Source organism: Pseudomonas sp. OST1909, from assembly GCF_015277575.1.
Taxonomy (GTDB): Bacteria; Pseudomonadota; Gammaproteobacteria; order Pseudomonadales; family Pseudomonadaceae; genus Aquipseudomonas; species Aquipseudomonas synxantha_A.
Genome location: NZ_CP063780.1, coordinates 4,346,815 through 4,368,103, shown reverse-complemented (window position 1 = coordinate 4,368,103; position 21,289 = coordinate 4,346,815). Strand labels below are relative to the sequence as shown.

At 56.2% G+C, this 21,289-nt stretch carries 26 protein-coding genes, 1 tRNA gene and 2 pseudogenes; 24 read left to right on the top strand and 5 right to left on the bottom strand.

From position 1 onward, the window contains the following. From rbsK to IH404_RS18835, 3 genes are read left to right on the top strand one after another with little or no spacing between them, the layout of a single operon-like run. The gene (gene rbsK / locus IH404_RS18845) at positions 1-918 is read left to right on the top strand and encodes a ribokinase (RefSeq protein ID WP_005789694.1); all 918 of its coding nucleotides are present in this window, start codon (positions 1-3) and stop codon (positions 916-918) included. Further along, entirely contained in the window at positions 915-1,319 is a 405-nt protein-coding gene (gene rbsD / locus IH404_RS18840; RefSeq protein WP_005789692.1) for a D-ribose pyranase, read from the top strand. Before rbsK ends, rbsD begins: the two co-directional genes overlap by 4 nt. 27 nt (positions 1,320-1,346) lie before the next feature. Continuing rightward, a complete protein-coding gene (locus tag IH404_RS18835; protein WP_005789691.1) occupies positions 1,347-2,375 on the top strand; it encodes a nucleoside hydrolase in 1,029 nt (342 codons plus the stop codon). A 34-nt stretch (positions 2,376-2,409) separates the two neighbouring features. Here the strand turns inward: IH404_RS18835 and IH404_RS18830 are convergent, their stop codons facing one another. Further along, positions 2,410-2,610 (bottom strand): hypothetical protein, encoded by a 201-nt coding sequence (locus tag IH404_RS18830; RefSeq protein WP_005789689.1) that lies wholly within the window; start codon positions 2,608-2,610, stop codon positions 2,410-2,412. Between the two features lie 152 nt (positions 2,611-2,762). On the opposite strand from IH404_RS18830, the gene IH404_RS18825 reads away from it, so the two are divergent. Further along, complete coding sequence (locus IH404_RS18825) at positions 2,763-3,068, top strand: hypothetical protein (RefSeq protein WP_005789687.1); 306 nt, start codon at positions 2,763-2,765, stop codon at positions 3,066-3,068. Positions 3,069-3,212: 144 nt separating this feature from the next. Continuing rightward, positions 3,213-3,533 carry an I78 family peptidase inhibitor gene (locus tag IH404_RS18820; protein ID WP_005789685.1) on the top strand — a complete coding sequence of 107 codons (321 nt, stop codon included), beginning with the start codon at positions 3,213-3,215 and terminating at the stop codon, positions 3,531-3,533. 72 nt (positions 3,534-3,605) lie between these two features. Here IH404_RS18820 and IH404_RS18815 read toward each other — a convergent pair whose 3' ends face one another. Continuing rightward, positions 3,606-3,818, bottom strand: coding sequence for a cold-shock protein (locus tag IH404_RS18815; protein WP_003234260.1), 213 nt, complete (start codon positions 3,816-3,818; stop codon positions 3,606-3,608). Positions 3,819-4,107: 289 nt separating this feature from the next. After that, complete coding sequence (locus IH404_RS18810; RefSeq protein ID WP_087945258.1) at positions 4,108-4,446, bottom strand: hypothetical protein; 339 nt, start codon at positions 4,444-4,446, stop codon at positions 4,108-4,110. 366 nt (positions 4,447-4,812) lie between these two features. On the opposite strand from IH404_RS18810, the gene thrS reads away from it, so the two are divergent. The 15 genes and pseudogenes from thrS to IH404_RS18735 all read left to right on the top strand — a co-directional run bounded on the left by thrS (position 4,813) and on the right by IH404_RS18735 (position 17,226). Then, positions 4,813-6,735 carry a threonine--tRNA ligase gene (gene thrS, locus IH404_RS18805; RefSeq protein WP_005789682.1) on the top strand — a complete coding sequence of 641 codons (1,923 nt, stop codon included), beginning with the start codon at positions 4,813-4,815 and terminating at the stop codon, positions 6,733-6,735. Continuing rightward, positions 6,735-7,286, top strand: a complete 552-nt coding sequence (gene infC, locus IH404_RS18800) for a translation initiation factor IF-3 (protein ID WP_169851780.1) — start codon at positions 6,735-6,737, stop codon at positions 7,284-7,286. The genes thrS and infC overlap by 1 nt, the downstream gene beginning before the upstream one ends. 60 nt (positions 7,287-7,346) lie before the next feature. Next, positions 7,347-7,541: a 50S ribosomal protein L35 gene (gene rpmI, locus IH404_RS18795; protein ID WP_002553160.1), complete on the top strand. Its 195-nt coding sequence runs from the start codon at positions 7,347-7,349 to the stop codon at positions 7,539-7,541. Between the two features lie 30 nt (positions 7,542-7,571). Beyond that, positions 7,572-7,928, top strand: coding sequence for a 50S ribosomal protein L20 (gene rplT / locus IH404_RS18790; protein ID WP_005789679.1), 357 nt, complete (start codon positions 7,572-7,574; stop codon positions 7,926-7,928). A gap of 109 nt (positions 7,929-8,037) precedes the next feature. Beyond that, the gene (gene pheS / locus IH404_RS18785; protein WP_003192486.1) at positions 8,038-9,054 is read left to right on the top strand and encodes a phenylalanine--tRNA ligase subunit alpha; all 1,017 of its coding nucleotides are present in this window, start codon (positions 8,038-8,040) and stop codon (positions 9,052-9,054) included. Between the two features lie 26 nt (positions 9,055-9,080). After that, positions 9,081-11,459 (top strand): phenylalanine--tRNA ligase subunit beta, encoded by a 2,379-nt coding sequence (gene pheT / locus IH404_RS18780; protein WP_194438766.1) that lies wholly within the window; start codon positions 9,081-9,083, stop codon positions 11,457-11,459. Positions 11,460-11,462: 3 nt separating this feature from the next. Further along, complete coding sequence (gene ihfA, locus IH404_RS18775; protein WP_002553164.1) at positions 11,463-11,765, top strand: integration host factor subunit alpha; 303 nt, start codon at positions 11,463-11,465, stop codon at positions 11,763-11,765. Then, positions 11,746-12,102: a MerR family transcriptional regulator gene (locus IH404_RS18770; protein ID WP_003174972.1), complete on the top strand. Its 357-nt coding sequence runs from the start codon at positions 11,746-11,748 to the stop codon at positions 12,100-12,102. The genes ihfA and IH404_RS18770 overlap by 20 nt, the downstream gene beginning before the upstream one ends. Positions 12,103-12,192: 90 nt before the next feature. Next, positions 12,193-12,269: transfer RNA gene (locus tag IH404_RS18765), tRNA-Pro, on the top strand. Between the two features lie 309 nt (positions 12,270-12,578). Next, entirely contained in the window at positions 12,579-13,184 is a 606-nt protein-coding gene (locus IH404_RS18760; protein ID WP_242462620.1) for a zeta toxin family protein, read from the top strand. Between the two features lie 412 nt (positions 13,185-13,596). Then, positions 13,597-13,855, top strand: a pseudogene (locus IH404_RS18755) (transcriptional regulator). 71 nt (positions 13,856-13,926) lie between these two features. Further along, a pseudogene (locus IH404_RS18750) lies at positions 13,927-14,052 on the top strand (transposase domain-containing protein); the annotation flags it as partial. Positions 14,053-14,665: 613 nt separating this feature from the next. Beyond that, positions 14,666-15,163, top strand: coding sequence for a hypothetical protein (locus IH404_RS18745; RefSeq protein WP_194438764.1), 498 nt, complete (start codon positions 14,666-14,668; stop codon positions 15,161-15,163). After that, on the top strand, positions 15,157-16,542 hold the full coding sequence (locus IH404_RS18740; RefSeq protein ID WP_194438762.1) for a hypothetical protein: 1,386 nt from the start codon (positions 15,157-15,159) through the stop codon (positions 16,540-16,542). The genes IH404_RS18745 and IH404_RS18740 overlap by 7 nt, the downstream gene beginning before the upstream one ends. Positions 16,543-16,581: 39 nt before the next feature. Continuing rightward, positions 16,582-17,226: a 2OG-Fe(II) oxygenase gene (locus IH404_RS18735; protein WP_194438760.1), complete on the top strand. Its 645-nt coding sequence runs from the start codon at positions 16,582-16,584 to the stop codon at positions 17,224-17,226. 58 nt (positions 17,227-17,284) lie between these two features. Here IH404_RS18735 and IH404_RS18730 read toward each other — a convergent pair whose 3' ends face one another. Then, positions 17,285-17,818 (bottom strand): GNAT family N-acetyltransferase, encoded by a 534-nt coding sequence (locus IH404_RS18730; protein ID WP_194438758.1) that lies wholly within the window; start codon positions 17,816-17,818, stop codon positions 17,285-17,287. Positions 17,819-18,331: 513 nt separating this feature from the next. After that, entirely contained in the window at positions 18,332-18,715 is a 384-nt protein-coding gene (locus IH404_RS27870; RefSeq protein ID WP_242462619.1) for a hypothetical protein, read from the bottom strand. 190 nt (positions 18,716-18,905) lie between these two features. Between IH404_RS27870 and IH404_RS27865 the strand changes: the two genes are divergently transcribed. The 4 genes from IH404_RS27865 (at position 18,906) to aqpZ (ending at position 21,270) form a co-directional block, all read left to right on the top strand. Continuing rightward, positions 18,906-19,265, top strand: a complete 360-nt coding sequence (locus tag IH404_RS27865; RefSeq protein ID WP_242462618.1) for a hypothetical protein — start codon at positions 18,906-18,908, stop codon at positions 19,263-19,265. A gap of 485 nt (positions 19,266-19,750) precedes the next feature. Then, positions 19,751-19,948 (top strand): hypothetical protein, encoded by a 198-nt coding sequence (locus tag IH404_RS18720; protein WP_032880294.1) that lies wholly within the window; start codon positions 19,751-19,753, stop codon positions 19,946-19,948. Positions 19,949-20,077: 129 nt separating this feature from the next. Next, a complete protein-coding gene (locus IH404_RS18715) occupies positions 20,078-20,341 on the top strand; it encodes a hypothetical protein (RefSeq protein ID WP_194438756.1) in 264 nt (87 codons plus the stop codon). A gap of 236 nt (positions 20,342-20,577) precedes the next feature. Continuing rightward, positions 20,578-21,270, top strand: coding sequence for an aquaporin Z (gene aqpZ, locus IH404_RS18710; protein WP_005789647.1), 693 nt, complete (start codon positions 20,578-20,580; stop codon positions 21,268-21,270). Positions 21,271-21,289: the final 19 nt, after the last annotated feature.

The following is a 21,289-nucleotide window of genomic DNA, read 5'->3' as shown; positions in this document are numbered from 1 at the left end:
ATGCCAGCAAAAGTAGTGGTAGTAGGCAGCTTGAACATGGATCTGGTCACCCGGGCCAGTCGCTTGCCGCGTGCCGGTGAAACCCTGATCGGCCAGAGCTTTTCCACCGTTGCGGGTGGCAAGGGCGCCAACCAGGCGGTGGCATCGGCGCGGCTGGGGGCCAGTGTTGCGATGATCGGATGCGTGGGCACCGATGCCTATGGCAGTCAGTTGCGTGATGCACTGCTGGTGGAAGGGATCGATTGCCAGGCGGTCAGCACCGTAGAGGGCTCCAGTGGTGTGGCATTGATCGTGGTGGATGACAGCAGCCAGAATGCGATTGTCATTGTGGCCGGCAGCAACGGTGAGTTGACGCCCGCGTCTCTGCAAGCCTGCGACGCTGTGCTGCAGGCGGCAGACGTGATCATCTGCCAGCTTGAAGTGCCGATGGACACTGTTGGTCATGCGCTCAAGCGCGGCCGCGAACTGGGCAAGACAGTCATCCTCAATCCGGCTCCCGCGAGTGGGCCTTTGCCCGCTCAGTGGTATGCCTCGATCGATTACCTGATCCCCAATGAAAGTGAAGCCACCGCCCTGAGCGGCGTCACCGTCGACTCGCTCGACAGCGCCAAGGTCGCCGCGACAGCGCTGATCAAGGCGGGGGCGGGTAAAGTCATCATTACGCTTGGCGCCCAGGGGGCACTGTTTGCCGACGGTAGCAGCTTCGAGCATCTGTTGGCGCCGAAGGTCAAGGCGGTGGACACCACAGCCGCAGGCGATACTTTCGTCGGTGGCTTTGCCGCTGCACTGGCCGCGGGCAAGAGCGAAGCCGAGGCGATCCGTTTTGGCCAGGTAGCGGCGGCGTTGTCTGTGACCCGCGCCGGCGCTCAGCCTTCCATTCCTACGCTGCACGACGTACAAGGTTTTGTGCCCTCATGAAAAAGACACCTTTGCTCAATATCGCCCTGTCACGCGTGATCGCATCCCTGGGCCATGGTGACGTGCTGGTCATCGGCGATGCCGGCCTGCCGGTACCGCCCGGCGTGGAGTTGATCGACCTGGCACTGACCCAGGGCATTCCGGATTTCATCAGCACGTTGCGCATTGTGCTCAGTGAGATGCAGGTTGAAAGCCACGTGCTCGCGGAGGAAATCCTGCTCAAGCAACCGCCGGCGCTGAGCGCGCTCAATGCGCTGACAGAGCAGGCAGCGCTGGGTGAGAGGCGGCTGCTCAGCCATGAAGAATTCAAGCAACTGAGCCGCACAGCACGCGCGGTTGTGCGTACCGGCGAGTGCCAGCCTTACTGCAATATCGCGCTGGTATCCGGCGTAACGTTTTAGCGTCCCCCCAATGACAAGGAGTGCTTTATGCAACGTGGTCTACCCATCCTGAAAAACCTGTTCCGGAGTGTTCTGCTTTTGTCCGCACTCACAGCTGCAAGCGCCCAGGCGGCGGAAAAAATCGACCTGATCATCGATACCGACCCTGGGGCCGATGACGTGGTGGCGCTGCTGTTCGCCATGGCCTCGCCGGAGGAGCTGAGCATTCGTGCGCTGACCACCGTCGCCGGTAATGTGCGCCTGGACAAGACCTCCCGCAATGCGCGTCTGGCGCGCGAGTGGGCAGGGCGTGAGGACATTCCGGTGTACGCCGGTGCGCCGGCGCCTATGCTGCGCAAGCCGATCTACGCCGAGAATATCCATGGCAAAGAGGGTATCTCCGGCGTCACCGTGCACGAGCCGAAAAAAGGCCTGGCCGAAGGTAATGCCGTTGACTACCTGATCAAGACGCTGAGCACCGCCAAACCGCACAGCATCACCATCGCCATGCTCGGTCCACAGACCAACCTGGCGCTGGCACTGACCCAGGCGCCCGAAATCACCCAGGGCATCAAGGAAGTGGTGGTGATGGGTGGCGCGCACTTCAATGGCGGCAATATCACGCCCGTGGCCGAGTTCAACCTGTTCGCCGATCCGGTGGCGGCTGAGATCGTGCTCAAAAGTGGAGTGAAGTTGACCTACCTGCCGTTGGACGTGACCCATAAAGTCCTCACCAGCGACGCCCGCCTGAAGAAGATTGCGGACCTGAACAACAACGCGAGCAAGGTCGTCAGCAGTATTCTGAATGAGTACGTCAAAGGCGACATGGAGCATTACGGCATTCCGGGTGGCCCGGTCCACGACGCTACCGTGGTTGCCTACCTGCTCAAACCATCGCTGTTCAGCGGTCGTCAGGCCAATATGGTCGTCGACAGCCGCGAAGGCCCAACCTTTGGCCAGACCATCGTCGATTGGTACGACGGCCTCAAGCAAGAGAAGAATGTGTTCTGGGTCGAGAACGGCGACGCCCAGGGCTTCTTCGATCTGCTGACCGAGCGTCTGGCGCGTTTGAAGTAATACGTTTTACCGGTCGGCGTTCGTCGACCGGTTCTTATTCTTGTGCGCCCATGTGGTCGGCCGGGTATTTCTCGAATACCTGGCCGATGAACGCTTGTGCCGCCTGGGTTCCCAGTTCCTTGACCAACAGATCGATACCAATGATCGCCAGTTCTTCGGTGCTGCCGGGGCTATAGGAGCTTTGCCCCTGGGGCCACTTGGCTTTGATATCGGCTTGGAGCGTTACGGTGGTCATGGAAATCTCACGGCTGAAGTACTGGGCAATGCGCTGGAACGCGGTTCCAGCGGCGCAGTTAACCATTTTGCGCGGCCTTTGGCACTGCTACTTAGGCATGAAGGAGGGGGTATGCGACACTGTCAGCTTGTTTAACAGCCGGGAAACACCGCGTGCAGATCGATCTGAACAAGCCTGAGAACCTGACGCTGGATGCCGTGCGCCAACTGCTTGCCCACGCCAGTGACGACGAACATACCCAGCTTCGGGTAACCAGGGCTGGTATTGCCTATATTTCTTCCGGCGTAGTCGGTGGGGCGCAGATTGATGGCCTGCTGTTTCGTCTGGAGACCTGGGCCAAGGGTTCTGGTTATGTCGGCATTGTGGCGGCCAGCGATGAGGTCTGGGTCATGCAGATTTTCAATGCGCTGAAACAGAACTGGCCACACCCACAATCTGACTACATTGACATCTACTGAGTGCGTTCATATCTAGTCACGATTGACTGGGCGATTGCCCCGCGCGAGTCAGGCAGACTTGCGCGCAGGCGATTAACGTCTTGAAACCAATCGTTCATATCGCTGTCGCACGATCTCTGTCCATTTTTAATCATAGGAGGCTTCATGCCTTGGAAGCTCGCTTCATTCGGTACTTTGTTGGCAGCACTCGCATTGGCGGGTTGCAGCACCCCGGGTGCCTCTGAGCCAGGCAAAGACGCCACCGTGACCGATGCTGGTCATAGCCGCTGTGAGTCGAAGGCCGCCGAGTTCGCAATCGGCCAGAAAGCCTCGCCACAGTTGCTGGAGCAGGCTCGTAGCCGTGCTGGCGCGCAGAATGCACGCATCCTCAAGCCCAACGATATGATTACCCTGGAATATCGTTCTGACCGCCTGAACCTCAACACTGACAACAACCTGGTGATCACGCGGGTCAATTGCGGCTGATAGCTTCGGCTTTTGCATCGCCCATAAAAAACCCCGTCACATGGACGGGGTTTTTTTTAGCTCAGCGGAGAATTACTCGCCGCGAACCTGTGCAGCTTGCATACCCTTTTGGCCTTTCTCAGCCACGAAGGAAACGGTTTGGCCTTCTTTCAGGCTTTTGAAACCGTCGCTTTCGATAGCTTTGAAGTGTACGAACAGGTCGTCACCGCCACCTTGAGGAGTGATGAAGCCGAAGCCTTTTTCATCGTTGAACCATTTAACGGTGCCGGTTTGGCGATTAGACATGGTGTATCTCCAAGAAACATATATTTTCAGTAGTGCTGTGCTGCTCAGGCCAACTGGGCACACTGGGCTATCATAGTCGAAATGTTCGACTTGGGAGCCCCCCCAAGGCATTGTTTGCTAATCAATCGCGTTGCATCTGATCCCTGGCTCGGCGCAAAGCCCCGATCTACGGGGCTTTGCGCTGAAATATCAACTGTTAAAAAAAGCCGTAAAACCTGCGTAATTTGTGTGAAATGGCAGTTTTCAGGGCGTTTTTTCAGCGATATGGCCGTCAGATCAGTGGTCAATCTTACTTTTTCTTCACGACTCTGCAGGAATCAATAGCTGCGACGGCTTTGGTTTCGAGCGCCGAGCGAGCGGCGATTGCTTTATCGCCCACTGGTGGCTTGCCTGCCATGAGTTCTGTGATTTCCGCGCTAGTCAATTCGGCATTGATCTTGTCAGCACCACATTCGCAGTGAGCTTTGGCAGTTTTGGCGTCTACGTTCTGACTCGCGGCGGCACTGCAGTCGCTCACAAAGCTGTCACGGGCGCCGGCTGGCCAGTTGGAAGGGGCTGCAGCCTGCGCGCCGAGGGAAAGGAGGCTCAGGGTAGCGGCGACAGCGAGGGTAGAGGTGAAACGCATCATGGGATGCTCCTTTGGGTCGAGGACGAACGGCGATTCTCAGTGGGTTGGAGGCCCGACGTACAGCTCAAGTTCACTTTGCAGCTATAAAGCCTTGAATTGCGCTATCCACAAAGCTTCGTCGGCGCGATGACCGTTCATCTGTGCTAGGATCGTGGGCTTGGCTAGTTTCAGGCGCGTCAATTACCGCCTTGCCATGTTTCTTTTTAGCTCAATCCAGTCACTCTGGTTCGATTATCGGTTGGCCGAAAGGCTCCTGCCGCTGTAAGGCAGGCGTTCATCACTGAACGGCCTGGTGTTGGATCTTGTACTGGCTCATCCCAACCCACGTGACCTTTGGTAGGGGTCACCACTAGGAGAGGAGGCGCCATGCCAACTATTACTCTACCCGACGGCAGTCAACGTTCATTCGATCATTCGGTTTCCGTAGCCGAAGTCGCCGCATCCATTGGTGCAGGCTTGGCCAAGGCGACCGTGGCCGGCAAGGTCGACGGCAAACTGGTCGACGCCAGTGACCTGATCACTTGCGATGCCAGCCTGCAAATCATCACGCCCAAGGATCAAGAGGGGCTGGAGATCATTCGCCACTCTTGCGCGCACCTGATTGGCCATGCGGTCAAGCAGCTGTACCCAACCGCCAAGATGGTGATCGGCCCGGTAATCGAAGAAGGCTTCTATTACGACATCGCCTATGAGCGTCCTTTTACACCGGACGACCTGGCGGCCATCGAGCAGCGAATGCACGCGCTGATTGAAAAAGATTACGACGTCATCAAGAAAGTCACCCCGCGTGCCGAAGTGATCGACGTGTTTACCGCGCGCGGTGAAGATTACAAGCTGCGTCTGGTGGAAGACATGCCGGACGAGCAGGCCATGGGTCTGTACTACCACGAAGAATACGTCGACATGTGCCGTGGCCCACACGTGCCGAACACGCGTTTCCTCAAGTCGTTCAAGCTGACCAAGCTGTCCGGTGCCTACTGGCGCGGTGATGCCAAGAACGAACAGCTGCAACGGATCTACGGCACGGCCTGGGCTGACAAGAAACAGCTGGCCGCCTACATCCAGCGCATTGAAGAAGCTGAAAAGCGCGACCACCGCAAGATCGGCAAGCGCCTGAACCTGTTCCACCTTCAGGAAGAAGCGCCGGGCATGGTGTTCTGGCACCCGAATGGCTGGACCCTGTACCAGGTGCTTGAGCAGTACATGCGCAAGGTTCAGCGCGACAACGGTTACCTGGAGATCAAGACCCCGCAGGTCGTTGATCGCAGCCTGTGGGAGAAATCCGGGCACTGGGCCAACTACGCCGACAACATGTTCACCACCCAGTCGGAAAACCGCGACTACGCCATCAAGCCGATGAACTGCCCATGCCACGTGCAGGTGTTCAACCAAGGCCTGAAGAGCTACCGCGAGTTGCCCATGCGCCTGGCCGAGTTCGGTGCCTGCCACCGCAACGAGCCATCCGGTGCACTGCACGGCATCATGCGTGTGCGCGGTTTCACCCAGGACGACGCCCACATCTTCTGCACCGAAGAGCAGATGCAGGCTGAATCCGCCGCGTTCATCAAGCTGACCATGGACGTTTATCGCGATTTCGGGTTCACCGAAGTTGAAATGAAGCTGTCCACTCGTCCGGAAAAGCGCGTTGGTTCCGACGAGCTGTGGGATCGCGCCGAAGCTGCACTGGCCGCAGCACTCGACAGTGCGGGCCTTGCGTACGACCTGCAGCCGGGGGAGGGCGCGTTCTACGGTCCGAAGATCGAGTTCTCGCTCAAAGATTGCCTTGGCCGTGTCTGGCAGTGTGGTACCCTGCAGCTCGATTTTAACCTGCCGATCCGTCTGGGAGCCGAATACGTCTCCGAAGACAACAGCCGTAAACACCCGGTTATGCTGCACCGGGCGATCCTCGGTTCGTTCGAGCGGTTCGTCGGTATCCTGATCGAGCACTACGAGGGCGCGTTCCCTGCGTGGCTGGCTCCGACCCAGGCAGTGATCATGAATATCACTGATAAACAGGCAGATTTTGCCGCCGAAGTTGAAAAAACTCTCAACGAAAGCGGATTTCGTGCCAAGTCCGACTTGAGAAATGAAAAGATCGGCTTTAAAATCCGCGAGCATACTTTGCTCAAGGTTCCCTATCTTTTGGTTATCGGAGATCGGGAAGTCGAGATGCAGACTGTCGCTGTGCGTACTCGTGAAGGTGCTGACCTGGGCTCGATGCCCGTCGCCCAGTTCGCTGAGTTCCTCGCGCAAGCGGTTTCCCGGCGTGGTCGCCCAGATTCGGAGTAATTATTATTAAGCGTGAAATGAGACAAGATAAACGAGCTGCACCGAAAGCCCCGATCAACGAGAATATCTCGGCACGCGAGGTTCGGTTAATTGGGGCTGAGGGTGAGCAGCTTGGGATTGTGTCAATTGAAGACGCGCTTCTTAAGGCTGAAGAAGCCAAGCTCGATTTGGTGGAAATTTCCGCCGATGCTGTACCACCTGTCTGCAAGCTGATGGACTACGGCAAATCGATCTTCGAGAAGAAGAAGCAGATTGCCGCAGCCAAGAAAAACCAGAAGCAGATTCAGGTTAAAGAAATCAAGTTTCGTCCAGGGACGGAGGAAGGGGATTACCAGGTAAAACTGCGCAACCTGGTACGTTTCCTGAGTGATGGGGACAGGGCCAAGGTATCCTTGCGATTCCGCGGCCGTGAGATGGCCCACCAGGAGCTGGGGATGGAACTCCTCAAGCGGGTCGAAGCTGACCTGCTCGAGTACGGTTCGGTCGAACAGCATCCTAAGATGGAAGGACGCCAACTGATCATGGTCATCGCCCCGAAAAAGAAGAAGTAATCAACAGGGCACGGCAGGCCTTCTGATTATGTTTATCAACTGAATGCGGAGTATCCGAACATGCCAAAGATGAAGACTAAAAGTGGTGCTGCTAAGCGGTTTCTGAAAACTGCTAACGGTATCAAGCACAAGCACGCTTTCAAGAGCCACATCCTGACCAAAATGTCGACCAAGCGTAAGCGTCAACTGCGCGGTAGCAGCTTGCTGCATCCGTCTGACGTGGCAAAAGTCGAGCGCATGCTGCGCCTTCGTTAATTTTTGGATCAAGACTAGAGGAAGTAACTCATGGCTCGTGTAAAGCGTGGCGTCATTGCCCGTAAACGTCACAAAAAAATTCTGAAACTTGCTAAAGGCTACTACGGCGCGCGTTCACGCGTATTCCGTGTTGCCAAGCAAGCGGTAATCAAGGCAGGCCAGTACGCCTACCGTGACCGTCGTCAGAAAAAACGTCAGTTCCGCGCTCTGTGGATCGCTCGTATCAACGCTGGTGCACGTGTTAACGGTCTGTCCTACAGCCGTTTCATCGCTGGCCTGAAGAAAGCGTCCATCGAAATCGACCGTAAGGTTCTGGCTGAACTGGCCGTGAACGAAAAAGCGGTGTTTGCTGCGATTGTCGAGAAAGCTAAAGCCTCCTTGGCTTAAGTACCCCCGACAGTCATCCTGGGTTACTCCTGTAGCCCAAGGTGGTAAACGTCATAAATAGGGGAAGAGCCTTCAAGCTCTTCCCCTATTTTGTATCTGGAGTCTGTACATGGAAAACCTGGACGCGCTCGTTGCCCAAGCCCTTGAGGCCGTGCAAAGCGCTGAAGATGTAAATGCCCTGGAGCAAATCCGGGTTCACTACCTTGGCAAGAAAGGTGAATTGACTCAGGTGATGAAGACCCTGGGAAATTTGCCGGCTGAAGAACGTCCGCAAGTCGGTGCGTTGATCAACGTTGCCAAGGAACGTGTCACAGAGGTGCTCAATGCGCGCAAGGCGTCGCTCGAGGAGGCCGATCTAGCGGCCAAGCTCGCCGCCGAGTCCATTGACGTGACCTTGCCTGGCCGTGGTCAGGCCTCGGGCGGCTTGCATCCGATTACCCGGACTCTGGAACGTATCGAGCAGTTCTTCACCCACATCGGCTACGGCATTGCCGAAGGCCCTGAGGTCGAAGACGACTATCACAACTTCGAGGCGCTCAACATCCCAGGCCATCACCCGGCCCGGTCGATGCACGACACCTTCTATTTCAATGCGAACATGCTGTTGCGCACCCATACCTCGCCGGTACAGGTCCGCACCATGGAAGCGAACAAGCCGCCGATCCGCATTGTCTGCCCAGGCCGTGTATACCGTAGCGACTCGGATATCACCCACTCGCCGATGTTCCACCAGGTCGAAGGCCTGCTGGTGGATCGCGATATCAATTTCGCCGATCTCAAGGGCACCATCGAAGAGTTCCTGCGGGTGTTCTTCGAGAAAGAGTTGGCCGTGCGTTTCCGTCCATCGTTCTTCCCGTTCACCGAGCCGTCCGCTGAAGTCGACATGGAATGCGTGATGTGTAGCGGTAAAGGTTGCCGAGTCTGCAAGCAGACCGGTTGGCTGGAAGTCATGGGCTGCGGCATGGTCCACCCTAACGTGCTGCGCATGTCCGGGATCGATCCGGAAGAGTTCTCGGGCTTTGCCTTCGGCATGGGCGTTGAGCGTCTGGCCATGCTGCGTTACGGCGTGAACGACTTGCGTCTGTTCTTCGACAACGACTTGCGGTTCCTCGCGCAATTTCGCTAGTCGTAACGAATCTTTAGGAGAGCAGGATGAAATTCAGTGAACAATGGCTGCGTGGCTGGGTAAGCCCGCAGGTAGATCGCGACGCGCTGGTTGCGCGTCTGTCGATGGCCGGTCTTGAGGTCGATAGCGTTACCCCGGCCGCCGGTGTTTTCAGCGGCGTGGTAGTGGGCGAAGTGCTGAGCACCGAGCAACACCCTGATGCCGATAAATTGCGTGTGTGCCAGGTCAGCAACGGTTCGGAAACCTTTCAGGTCGTGTGCGGAGCGCCTAATGTGCGCCCGGGCCTGAAGATCCCGTTTGCCATGATCGGTGCCCAACTGCCTGGCGACTTCAAGATCAAGAAGGCCAAGCTGCGTGGTGTTGAGTCCAACGGCATGTTGTGCTCTCAGGCTGAGTTGCAGGTAGGCGAGGGCAATGATGGCCTGATGGAGCTGCCGGCCGACGCGCCTGTGGGTCAGGACATCCGGGTTTACCTGGAACTGGAAGACGCCAGCATCGAGGTCGACCTGACCCCGAACCGCGGCGACTGCCTGTCCCTGGCCGGTCTGGCCCGTGAAGTGGGCGCGCTGTACAACGCTCCCGTCACCCGTCCTGCGGTTGCTGTTGTGCCGCCGGTGCATGACGAAGTTCGCTCCATCGAAGTGCTCGCGCCGAACGCCTGCCCACGTTACCTGGGGCGTGTGGTCCGTAACGTCGACCTGTCCAAGCCGACCCCGCTGTGGATGGTCGAGCGCCTGCGTCGCGCCGACGTGCGCAGCATCGACGCCGCGGTCGACATCACCAACTATGTGATGTTGGAGCTGGGTCAGCCGCTGCACGCCTTCGATCTCGCCGAAATCAACGGTGGCATCCGCGTGCGCATGGCCGAGGAAGACGAAAAGCTGGTGCTGCTCGACGGTCAGGAAGTCAGCCTGCGTGCCGACACCCTCGTTATCGCCGACCACTCTCGCGCCCTGGCAATTGCCGGCGTGATGGGGGGCGAGCACAGCGGTGTTTCCGCGACCACTCGTGACGTATTCCTTGAAAGCGCGTTCTTCGACCAGATCGCCATCGCAGGCAAGGCCCGTTCCTATGGCCTGCACACCGATGCTTCGCACCGCTATGAGCGTGGCGTGGACTGGAATCTCGCCCGTGAAGCCATGGAGCGCGCCACCGGCCTGCTGCTGGAGATCACCGGTGGCGAAGCCGGCCCGATCACCGAAACCGTCAGTGAGCAGCACCTGCCGTCGATTGCACCGATCACCCTGCGTGCCAAAAGCGTTGAGCAAATGCTCGGGCTGGTCATTGAACCGGCTGAAATCGAGCAACTGCTGTCCGCCCTCGGCCTGGGTATTTCCTCGAATGGGGAAGGGCAGTGGCAGGTTGCAGTACCTAGCCATCGCTTCGACATCAGCCTGGAAGTTGACCTGATCGAAGAGCTGGCACGTCTGTATGGCTACAACCGCCTGCCGGTTCGCTACCCGCAAGCGCGCCTCGCGCCGCAACCCAAGGCCGAAGCGCGTGCGCACCTGCCTGAGCTGCGCCGCCTGCTGGTTGCTCGTGGTTACCAGGAAGCCGTGACGTATAGCTTCATCGATCCAAAACAATTTGAGCTGTTCAACCCGGGTGTTGAGCCGCTGTTGTTGGCCAACCCGATCTCCAACGACATGGCCGCCATGCGTTCGTCGCTGTGGCCGGGTCTGGTGAAAGCGCTTTCCCACAACTTGAACCGCCAGCAAGACCGCGTGCGCCTGTTCGAAAGCGGCCTGCGTTTCGTGGGTCAGCTCGATGGTCTTAAACAGGAGCCGATGCTGGCTGGCGTGGTATGCGGTAGCCGCCTGCCGGAAGGCTGGGCGCAAGGTCGCGACGTCGTAGACTTCTTCGACGTCAAGGCTGACGTGGAAGCGGTACTGGGCTTTGCCGGCGCGCTGGATGCCTTTACGTTTGTGCCGGGCAGCCACCCAGCCTTGCATCCGGGCCAGACTGCGCGTATCGAGCGCGAAGGTCGCCTGGTAGGTTTTGTGGGCGCCATTCACCCGGAACTGTCGAAAACGTTGGGGCTGGACCGTCCAGTCTTCGTGTTTGAGCTAGTCTTGGCTGAAGTGGCATCGGGCAAGATGCCTAAATTCAGCGAGTTGTCGCGCTTTCCTGAAGTGCGTCGCGACCTGGCGCTGATCGCCGACCGTGACGTCGCCGCCACTGCCGTTCTGGATGTAATCCGTGAAAATGCAGGGGAATGGCTGACAGACCTCAGGCTATTTGACGTCTATCAGGGTAAAGGCATTGATCCGCATAGAAAAAGCCTCGCAGTCGGCTTGACCTGGCAGCATCCATCGCGCACTCTTAATGACGATGAGGTGAATACCACGACACAAAATATCCTCACCTCGCTCGAACAAAGGTTGAACGCCACGTTAAGGAAGTGACGTATGGGGGCTTTGACGAAAGCTGAGATGGCGGAACGTCTGTACGAAGAGTTGGGTCTGAATAAGCGCGAGGCCAAGGAATTGGTCGAGCTGTTTTTTGAAGAGATCCGCCACGCTCTGGAAGACAACGAACAGGTCAAATTGTCCGGTTTCGGCAATTTTGACCTGCGGGACAAACGCCAGCGGCCTGGCCGCAATCCAAAAACGGGAGAAGAAATCCCGATCACGGCTCGCCGTGTGGTCACCTTTCGTCCAGGGCAGAAGTTGAAGGCCCGAGTTGAGGCTTATGCTGGAACCAAGTCATAACGACGAACTACCCGTCATCCCAGGCAAACGCTACTTCACCATTGGTGAAGTCAGCGAGCTGTGTGCCGTAAAACCGCACGTGCTGCGCTATTGGGAGCAGGAGTTTCCTCAACTCAACCCCGTCAAACGCACCGGGAACCGTCGGTATTATCAGCGCCAGGACGTGCTGATGATCCGACAGATCCGTGCATTGCTGTACGATCAGGGGTTCACCATCAGCGGCGCACGCCAGCGTATGTCCGGTGATGAAGCCAAAGACGACACCACCCAATACAAGCAACTGATCCGCCAGATGATCTCCGAACTGGAAGATGTGCTGGTGGTGCTGAAGAAATGATTCAAGCTTTAAAAATACTTCCACATTTCAAAAGCTTGCGGTATATTCCGGTTCGCTTCGTTGAGAAGCGAACCCAGTAACACGCCTAGTCGGGGCGTAGCGCAGTCCGGTAGCGCACTAGCATGGGGTGCTAGGGGTCGAGTGTTCGAATCACTCCGTCCCGACCATTATTCCTGAGTAAAATCAGACACTTAAGCCGATCAGATAGATCGGCTTTTTTGTGCCTGCGCAAAACCCGCGCAAAACTACCCGGTGATTTCGCTGATATTCAGGTCCGGGATCGCCTCGGACCAGATGATTTCCTCGTGGTCTCGCTGGTAGTTTTTGGTCATGCCCTCGCTCGCATGGCCTCTACGCTATGAGTTTGACTTCCTCAGTTCCTCGATCAGGAAAATCGCCTCCCACTGATCCTCGAGGTTGCATGGTTTAAGGTCGAGCAAAGTGTTAGTTTTTGGAAAACGAATTTCGAGCCACTAATGATGCCTGAAGAAATAGAGCTAGAAGAGGCTGCTTTTCAGTTTGCCATCACACACCGCCGACCTCTGGCCAAGAAGATTGTCGACACCGAGATTTTTATTCCAGAGCGCGCTCCGCTCACCGTCTTTATGGCGGGCTCTCCTGGTGCTGGCAAAACGGAGATTTCCAAGGCAATGGTGGAGGCTCTGGAGAAAGGACACCCAGAGGGCGAGGAGCGTCGAGTTCTCCGAATTGATCCGGATGATTTTCGAGAACTTATCCCTGGTTATTCCGGTGGGAACTCATACCTTTTCCAGCGAGCTGTGACAAAGATCCTCGAAAAAGTCTTGGACCGAGCCTTTGAGAAGCGCGTTTCGTTCATCCTTGACGGTACGATGTCGAATCTAGATGTTGCAAAACGAAATATTGATAGGGTTCTGAAAGGAAATAGGGCTGCCCAGATTATGTACGTCTATCAGCGCCCAGAGCTCTCTTGGGAGTTCGTGAAAGCACGAGAAATAACCGAGGGAAGAAATATTCCCATGGACAAATTTGCTCAGCAATACTTGGCAGTACGCCGGAATATTGTTGAGTTGAGGAGATCCTATGGACGGGGCTGCACATAGATTTGCTTGTAAAGAACACAGATTGCTCTGAAGAATTCTATGAGGATGGGGTAACGGTGGAGCAGATTGACGCCCTAATTCCAGAGACCTATGATTACCAGCAGCTCATCGAGCTACTGACTGAGGCAGATCGTCATGCGTAAAACCAACACCGAAGACTCCAGCCTACTCGCGGATTTCTTCAGTAACGCCTCCCCTGAGACCAAACGTGAGGTTTTCCGGGAGGTGCTTCACAAGGCAAGCGCCTCCCAGCGTGAGGTGGTTGCGCACGCGGCAAAAATCAGATGCTCACTATCCGCTGGTGATTCTGTCAGGAATAAAACGTCTGACGCCTAGTTTTGAGTAACCACTAGAAGCCCGGCCTGCCTGCTGGGCTTTTTCATTTTTGCCATCCGCGACATAAAGCTGAAGAATGAGGTGGGAAGTGAAACGCAGTCTGTTTGCCGAGCTGATGCAGGGTGTGGAGGATATGAGCGAGCACCGGAAGGGAGATATTACTCTTCGTCAGTACGAAATGAGCAGAACGAGTGTTTGCCAGGCAGGTCAGGATGAATCTGGACGCGCTGAAGAACTGGGAGCAATCGAAATCCAAACCAGATGCCCAGGCAACACTACTGATTAAATTGGTTCAGCGCTTCCCTGACATGGTTGAGCAATTCAACGCCGTTTGAATTGATGATTACCTCGCAGCCCGGCCAAGCACCGGGCTTTCTGCATCAGGCTCGGATTGTCGCGCTGTATGTCGGCCGAACTCAATGATCTGAACCCGCAAGCTTATTTGACTTATGTTCTGGAGCGCATCGCCGACCACTCGGTTAACCGAGTGGACAAACTGCTGACCCCAATCATCCGGAATTCGAAGACATGATGGAATGGCACGGCGGTACGTTCGACTCAACGCTTTTTGAATGGGAGCGCGTCAATCAGTGGTTGAAGGAGATTAAGGTTTGAATTTCAAGGGGGATAGTTCGGACAGTTACGATTAAATGCAAGCACTACATCAAAAAGTAGTGCGGCATACGGATTTTCCCGCCGAGGGTCCAGCGCGCTTGTAGTCCCAATGATGGCTTTTGAGCTATGACGTCTGATGGTCAAGACCGGAGTGTCCAAGCCGATTGAGCTGCAGTGGGTGAGAATTAGAGAGGAGACCCTGTAGGACGGCTCCTGATTGCATCCTGGGAATTGCTGTTCGTCTTAGATGATTTATCGTTTTGGGATCTGAGGTCGTCATACGCATCTTTTCTCCGGGTGATTGAAGCAAGAGCGATTAAGACTTGAGCTAACGGCGAGCGTCGGAAAAGACCTGAACTGTGGTCAGGGCAAACATGTAACTGGGAACTGGTAGAAACGGTGCTGCTGAATCCGGATCGGGAACAGCAGACCGAACAAAAAGCGGCATAGCAGAACGGTTGAAGCGACAACTGCCTTGAAAAACGCCGTTATTGGGTGCAGAAATTGCCAAGAGCGAAGGAGTAACTACCATGTCCGTAATGCAACGCCTATGTGTTGGCTTGGCGTTTTTTGCCATTACTGCCTGCTCAACTTCGCCCCCGACTAAAAGTAGTGGCGTCAACGATATCCAGGTGGCGGCTCAGAAGCTCGTAGGCCAGCCCGCGGAAAGGGCTTTTGAAGTGTTTGGACCGCCTGACCAGGGCGTAGGGCCTTCGTCATATGGTAGTGGCGGCTTCTACGCCTGGAATCGGATCCGAACACGCGTCACTCCTGAGAAGGTGTTCATCCAGACGGGGGTTGAGTATGTGGGGCAGCAAGAGAGGTGGGTCGGAATTGGAGGTCGTGGGCTCAATGGCATCATGCCCGTCAGTAGTGAACCTATCTATCGCAAGGTCGGCTATGAAGAGAACAGGATTGTGATCGACTACTTCTGCAGCATCACCTTGTTGACTGATGGCAAGGATGTGATCACCGATGTGAGCGTGGTCAACTGCAACGATAAGAGGCAAAGCCAGCGGACGTGCTGATCGTTTATGGCGATACAACGGTGCATGCGGATTACACAGAAGGTATTCATGGAGGAAGAATGTTCAGCGAGTGGAGCCAGAAAACGATTCCGGTGATGGGGGAAATCCTCACTTCATTTAGGCAACCGTCCATCACTGAGGCCCTCGCGCGGTTCTCCGCTGACATCGGTGCCCCACGAATCCGTTTGATGCCGTATCCGCTTGTCTTTGATCGAACCGAACACGATAGGATTGCGGCAGCCGCCCTTCACATTGTTGCTGCGCAGGGCAGGCTTGCCAGCGCCCTGATGGCATGTTGTTCCCGTGCCGACGTTCTTCTTCAATTAGGTTTGCCGGTTGCCTGGGAACCTTATGTTGACTGGCGGCAGCTGGTCGATGCCCCGCATCGCGTCGCACGTGTGGATCTGGTGCCGTTACGTGATGGTCACGCGATCTGCGAGTTGAACTTCTCTGTCGCAGTCGGCGGCGGTGAACTGCACGACTACTATCGTATTTTCGCTGATTCGTTAGGATTTCCCGATTCGGATGCTGACGTGTCGCCCTTCCAAAACCTCGCTCATCTATACAGGGAGACGTGTGCACGCGTGCCGACCGAGCACCTGATTTTGCTCGACTGGAGTTCTCATGCAGCCTTGGGCTACCTAAATCAACACCTGGCACATAAACACCTGGCTCACAGCATTCCCAGCATGGATATCCAGATCCACGATGAAACCAGCCTGACCTCGAAATGGCGTGGTTGTCATGACCTGTCCAACGTCTTGATCCATCGCTGTTTTACTTTCGATGACGTCACAGTCAATACCGATATTTACGACGACCTTTTGCAGCGTGGCGCACGGTTTTCCAATGGCCTGGAAGCCGAGCTGCTGATGAGCAAGGGCTGGCTTGCAATGCTCTGGGACGCTCGCAACCACCACTTGTTCGAGCCCGAGCAAATCACGGCTATCCGTGACTTTCTGCTGCCAAGCTGGAGTGTGCTGGATGCAGATAGAGACTGGTTGCTGAGCAATAAGGACAGCCTGATCTTCAAGCAAAAGAACACCTACGGTGGCAAGGGAATCGTACTTGGAAGCAGTCTGCCGCCTGCAGTTCTCTGGAAACGTTTGCTTGATGTAGGCCTGGATGCATGGATCGCGCAGCGTTTTGTGGAGACGCCGACGCTGAGCCACGCTGTCGACCTCGACGGGGTGTATGCCGACCATCGGTTGGTGTTGGGCATGTACCTGCATGGCGAGAAGGCGAGCGGGATCTTGGTGCGCTCCGGCAGTCGCTCGGCGGTGATCAACGCTGGCAGCGGGGCACTTGCGGGCTGGGCGCCTGCGCTCACCTGCGACCAACGTGAGCAACTGTACGACTCGATCCTTTCAGGGGGTTGAGGTTGCGGTTTCCATATACCCGAAAAAAAGGAGCAGAAAATGAACGAAATAGCTGAAGCCGCCACTGCTTGCAATTACAGCCAGTATGCCGAGGAACTCCAGCGCACTGGTAGCACCTTGATTCCGGCTGGAGTAGTGTTCTCCGATCAAGAGATCACTCGCTTGGAGGGCCTGCAGGCGCAGATACCAGAGGAGACGGTCACCAATGGTGATGCGGGTGACAAGCATGCCATCTACGTGCGCAGGATTATGGTGGATCGCGCCGGTGAGCTGCCGAGCACTGTCAATCGGCCCTTCTCGGACGGCATCATTGATATCCTGTCCGGCGGGCAGCGTCCGGGATGTTTGGCTGCGCTTTTCCAGTCACAGGACCCGTTCCATATCCGCCGATGCCAGATGAACCGAATGATCGCCGGCTCTTTTGTTGGCGTTCATCTCGATGCTGCCAGCAATCCCGATTACGAATATTCGATGATTGTGCAGCTAGGACGCCATTTTGAAGGTGGGGCGTTCGTGGTATATGCCGACAACGGTCAACAGCGTTCTTACATGGCTTCGTATGGCTCGGTGCTTGTCACCACCTGTAAGTACCGTCATGAGGTGAGCAAGGTGCTGTCTGGCGAGCGCAATTCCTTGGTGTATTTCTATGCAAGGCATGCTGGTGTCAATCGTCGCAGCCAGTAGTCTATGCAGCGCCACTGGAGTGATCAAAGCGCGACAGACAGATCAGGCCTCCGCCAGGTCAATCTTCTGAACTCGGGTCTCGCAGATCGGATGTGTCGCGCTCCATCAAAGCGAAAGGGCGACCTTCGAATGGTATTGTCTGACGGTGCACATAACCCGCCGAGTGCCCAAGTGCAAGGGCGGCGCGGTTGGCTTCATCGGTAATCGCAATGGTGCGTCGCAACCCTTTGTGGTGATCCATCCACTCTAGCGCCGCTTCAGTGGCCTCTTGGGCAATATTGCGGCCCCACGACGACCGCGCCAGTGTGCATCCGAACTCCGGCAAGCCTTCAAAGCCGGTCGGCATCTCACGATGGGTGTAGGCAAAGCCAAGCTCTCCACAAAATTGGCTTTGCGCGCGAGTGCGGATAGTCCAATAGCCAAAACCGTGGAGCTCCCAGTGACCGACATAGCGCAGTAGGCGGTTCCAGGTTTCCCGCCTGTCAAATGGCGTGGCACGTATCAGTCGCACGACGAACGGATCCTGCCACATGGCTAGGCAATCTTCTAAGTCTTCTAGTTGATGACGATTCAGAGTCAGGCGATTCGTCACGATCGTCCAAGTCTTATCCACTCCAGGCAATGTCGTTCTCCGATGTTGGACTTGGGCGCGTGCCATTGAGTAGAAGTCTACTTAAGCCCAGTATTTGCCTGCAAGTTTACAGGTGCAGTCTGGTCAATATGCCATTAGCACACCTGCCCTAATTGATCCTCGCTCAAGCCCACTATTAAAGTTTGAAGCGCAAGCCAATGTATTAACGATGGGAAGGGGAGTGAAGATGACTATAAAAAAATACGTCTATATGACGGCTGCAGCCTGCCTGTTAGCGACCTCAAGCGCGCATGCGTCTTTCGCCACCAGTTGCCAGGATTCTCAGCCGTGGTACCACTTCAGCATGATTGAGGCGGCAACCTGTTTGCTCTCTGGTCAATGGTAATCGGGTCGCCCCCGCTGCGGTTCGGCGGGGGAGAGCCCCAGTGATCCCGCTCAAGTCGTGCCTTTCGGGCATTGCCCTTGCTTGCGCTGACTTGAGTCATCAACATTTGCTTAAAACATCTCCCTGCCTCACCTGGCCTGACGCTGCGAGCGAACCGTTGCGCCTGTGATCATGTCTGTGCGAATGGCCGACGGTTGCCCGGCGTTGTTGCGTGCATAACTGCATAACGTGACCGGCAGCTCTGCTATATCAAGGAATATGCCGTCCATGGCCAAGGTGTAGCGATCGTCGTCAATATCGCCGCAGATGGTGCTGATCGCCGAGTTCACGCTGTAGTAATAATGCTGGCTAAAACCGTCCTGCTGGTTTTCCCAGGCGATGTGATAGCGGTGCTTGAGCTGCGGTGCCGGTGCCGGGTTGGTCAGGAATACCGAATGGGTGAACGCATTGCGCAGCAGCGCTTCGGTCAGCGGCTGTTCGGCCGTTTGCACCCCCGAGTATGCATAACACATGCGGCCCCAGCACTGGGCCGATGGGTTGGTTGATGTAGGCTTCGTCAGAAGCGGCAGCGACTTGGTAGCCGTGTGTGCGTGCGCAATCGCTGATGTGATTCACGGCTTTGAATCGGTAGAACGGTTCCTGGATCGAGAACCTCAGGTTCCAAGTCGGACGGGTAATTTGGTCGGTGGTGTCACGTTTTAAATGCACATAGGGCTTCAGGTTCCATGGCTCATCCAGCGTGATTTCAACCGCCTTGAGCTGGCAGGTTGGGGTGTCGTTACGGAAAACACCGTCTACAAAGCAGTAGTACAAGTCGTTGACGGGGTAGCTGTAGTTGAATTTGGCGGCTTCGCACGCCGAGTTGTTCTGGCAGCTATTGAGAATGTCTTTCTGAATGGCAGACGCGACCTTGCTGATGATGCTGGTGATTTCATTGGTGTTCCGGTCCAGCATCGGGCTGCCGGAGCTGCCTGGGCGCAGACCGTTGCAGCGGTTGCGCAAGGCGCTGGGGAACACGCCGGGATGTTCGGCAAAACTGTTGAGGGTCGACTCCACGCATAAGCCGGCCCGATGGCTTTACCCTGGCGATTGCGCGTGTCGAGCAGAACGGCATTGCAGGTCTGGCCTAAGGCGTTTTCCAGTGAATCGATGCCGGTCCATTGCGGATAACGGTGGTTTTTATTTTCAAGGGCCACAGACGGTGACTGCTCGGTAAGGCCCTCGGCCAGATCTCTGGCATGGCTGGGCCAGATAGTGCTGAGCAACAGGAAATACAGGAAGATGCAGGCGGTGTGAGGAAGTGCCATAAGGGGCCTCGACAAGGAAGTGGCTGAAACTACTCAATCAGGCCAAGGCGGATGACATACAGGGCTACTGCGTGAGCCCTTGGCGGGATCCTCAGTCGCCGTTATGGCTGCTGGTGCTGGCGTCCTTACGCCCAACACCGTCTCGGGATTTTCCGTTCGTCCAAAGTTCGGCACTCCCTGTTACACGCCTGCTCCAATGTTTAAGTGCGTATTTGTCGCGCTTTAGAGCGGAGAGACAGCATGGAAATCAACGAGAACGCCCCAGGCAATATTTCACAGCAGGCAGTAACGCGTGGAACGGACAATGAGGCCGGTCATGATCCAAAGCGCGATGAGGATCATATCCCGCTGCCACCGGACGACGAGGCACCCCTCGAGGAAGATATGTCGGACGTGGACGCTGCCGATTCAGTAGCCAGTGAGCATCCTGACAACTGAGCATCAACGGACCCGGCCAAGCGCCGGGTTTTCATTTAAATGTCAGCGCAAGATAATTACGTTATTGTCGGCGTGATGCCCTTTTCCGAAAGGCCGATAAGTTAAAGCAACCCAACTGCGGAGACGGATATGCGTGCCGAAGACGTTCTTGCCGACGACACAAACGAAGCAACATTTGAGGGAGTGACCGTACGTAAAGGGACGGTGGGTGCCTTTTTGGCAAACGTACGAGTTTGGAGTAATCCAGGCGCGAGCATGGATGATCAACTGCTAGCTGAGCGAGAAATTATTCAATCTCTGCCCGCTCTTAAGGCGATCGGGCTCCTCGACGTGTTTGAGCCTAAGGATTCCCGATTGCGTGAGTTGATCGCCAAGGCGGGCGCGCCACGGTGAGGGTATCCAGAGGGGGGGCCACGCTGAGCAGCAAGAGGCCGGCTTTGCCTTGATGCGCCACTGTTGTTGCTGATTATGGCTTTTTCATGCCGGGAATAAATGCCTTCCCGCGTGAACAATCTTCACCGCGAATCACACCTGCTCATTAGTTACGCGCTAAGGAAATTTCCCACATCCAATGCCCGTACCCTGTTGTTAGGCTCCAACTTTTTGACCTGACTTCAAGGAGTTTCCTGATGACAAAACGTCTCGCCGCCGAGTTCTTCGGCACGTTCTGGCTGGTACTGGGCGGTTGCGGCAGTGCCGTGTTGGCGGCCGCATTCCCTGAGTTGGGCATTGGTTTTGCCGGTGTGGCATTGGCATTTGGCTTGACGGTATTAACCATGGCCTACGCGGCCGGGCATATTTCGGGTGGGCATTTCAATCCGGCGGTCACCTTGGGTTTGCTCGCCGCTGGGCGTATTGACGGCAAGGATGTGGTGCCCTACATCCTCACTCAGGTTCTGGGCGCGATTGCGGCGGCTGGCGTGCTGTACCTGATCGCCAGCGGCAAGGCCGGGTTCGATGTGACTGCGGGGTTTGCCACCAATGGTTATGGCGAGCATTCGCCCGGGGGCTTCTCGCTGCTTTCGGTAGTGGTCACCGAGTTTGTACTCACGGCGTTTTTCCTGTTGATCATCCTGGGCGTCACCGACAAAAAGGCGTCGGCCGGTTTTGCGCCGCTGGCCATCGGTTTTGCCCTGGTCTTGATTCACCTGATCAGTATTCCCGTGAGCAATACATCGGTTAACCCGGCGCGCAGTACTGGTGTGGCGTTGTTCCAGGGCGATTGGGCGATGGCTCAGTTGTGGGTGTTCTGGGTGGTGCCTTTGCTGGGTGGGCTGTTTGGCGGCCTCGTGCACCGTTTGGTGTTGGCGACGAAACCGTAGACAGTTTCACACTTCAGAT

Coding starts and splice junctions, on each gene's coding strand:
- ihfA (WP_002553164.1), top strand. CDS start 11,463: ATGGGGGCTTTGACGAAAGCTGAGATGGCGGAACGTCTGTACGAAGAG.
- IH404_RS18815 (WP_003234260.1), bottom strand. CDS start 3,818: ATGTCTAATCGCCAAACCGGCACCGTTAAATGGTTCAACGATGAAAAA.
- rbsD (WP_005789692.1), top strand. CDS start 915: ATGAAAAAGACACCTTTGCTCAATATCGCCCTGTCACGCGTGATCGCA.
- pheT (WP_194438766.1), top strand. CDS start 9,081: ATGAAATTCAGTGAACAATGGCTGCGTGGCTGGGTAAGCCCGCAGGTA.
- IH404_RS18720 (WP_032880294.1), top strand. CDS start 19,751: ATGGAAATCAACGAGAACGCCCCAGGCAATATTTCACAGCAGGCAGTA.
- rpmI (WP_002553160.1), top strand. CDS start 7,347: ATGCCAAAGATGAAGACTAAAAGTGGTGCTGCTAAGCGGTTTCTGAAA.
- IH404_RS18735 (WP_194438760.1), top strand. CDS start 16,582: ATGAACGAAATAGCTGAAGCCGCCACTGCTTGCAATTACAGCCAGTAT.
- rbsK (WP_005789694.1), top strand. CDS start 1: ATGCCAGCAAAAGTAGTGGTAGTAGGCAGCTTGAACATGGATCTGGTC.
- aqpZ (WP_005789647.1), top strand. CDS start 20,578: ATGACAAAACGTCTCGCCGCCGAGTTCTTCGGCACGTTCTGGCTGGTA.
- thrS (WP_005789682.1), top strand. CDS start 4,813: ATGCCAACTATTACTCTACCCGACGGCAGTCAACGTTCATTCGATCAT.
- IH404_RS18715 (WP_194438756.1), top strand. CDS start 20,078: ATGCGTGCCGAAGACGTTCTTGCCGACGACACAAACGAAGCAACATTT.
- IH404_RS18760 (WP_242462620.1), top strand. CDS start 12,579: ATGATGCCTGAAGAAATAGAGCTAGAAGAGGCTGCTTTTCAGTTTGCC.
- rplT (WP_005789679.1), top strand. CDS start 7,572: ATGGCTCGTGTAAAGCGTGGCGTCATTGCCCGTAAACGTCACAAAAAA.
- IH404_RS18770 (WP_003174972.1), top strand. CDS start 11,746: ATGCTGGAACCAAGTCATAACGACGAACTACCCGTCATCCCAGGCAAA.
- IH404_RS27865 (WP_242462618.1), top strand. CDS start 18,906: ATGCACATAGGGCTTCAGGTTCCATGGCTCATCCAGCGTGATTTCAAC.
- IH404_RS18835 (WP_005789691.1), top strand. CDS start 1,347: ATGCAACGTGGTCTACCCATCCTGAAAAACCTGTTCCGGAGTGTTCTG.
- IH404_RS18830 (WP_005789689.1), bottom strand. CDS start 2,610: ATGACCACCGTAACGCTCCAAGCCGATATCAAAGCCAAGTGGCCCCAG.
- IH404_RS27870 (WP_242462619.1), bottom strand. CDS start 18,715: ATGTGTTATGCATACTCGGGGGTGCAAACGGCCGAACAGCCGCTGACC.
- IH404_RS18820 (WP_005789685.1), top strand. CDS start 3,213: ATGCCTTGGAAGCTCGCTTCATTCGGTACTTTGTTGGCAGCACTCGCA.
- pheS (WP_003192486.1), top strand. CDS start 8,038: ATGGAAAACCTGGACGCGCTCGTTGCCCAAGCCCTTGAGGCCGTGCAA.
- IH404_RS18810 (WP_087945258.1), bottom strand. CDS start 4,446: ATGATGCGTTTCACCTCTACCCTCGCTGTCGCCGCTACCCTGAGCCTC.
- IH404_RS18745 (WP_194438764.1), top strand. CDS start 14,666: ATGTCCGTAATGCAACGCCTATGTGTTGGCTTGGCGTTTTTTGCCATT.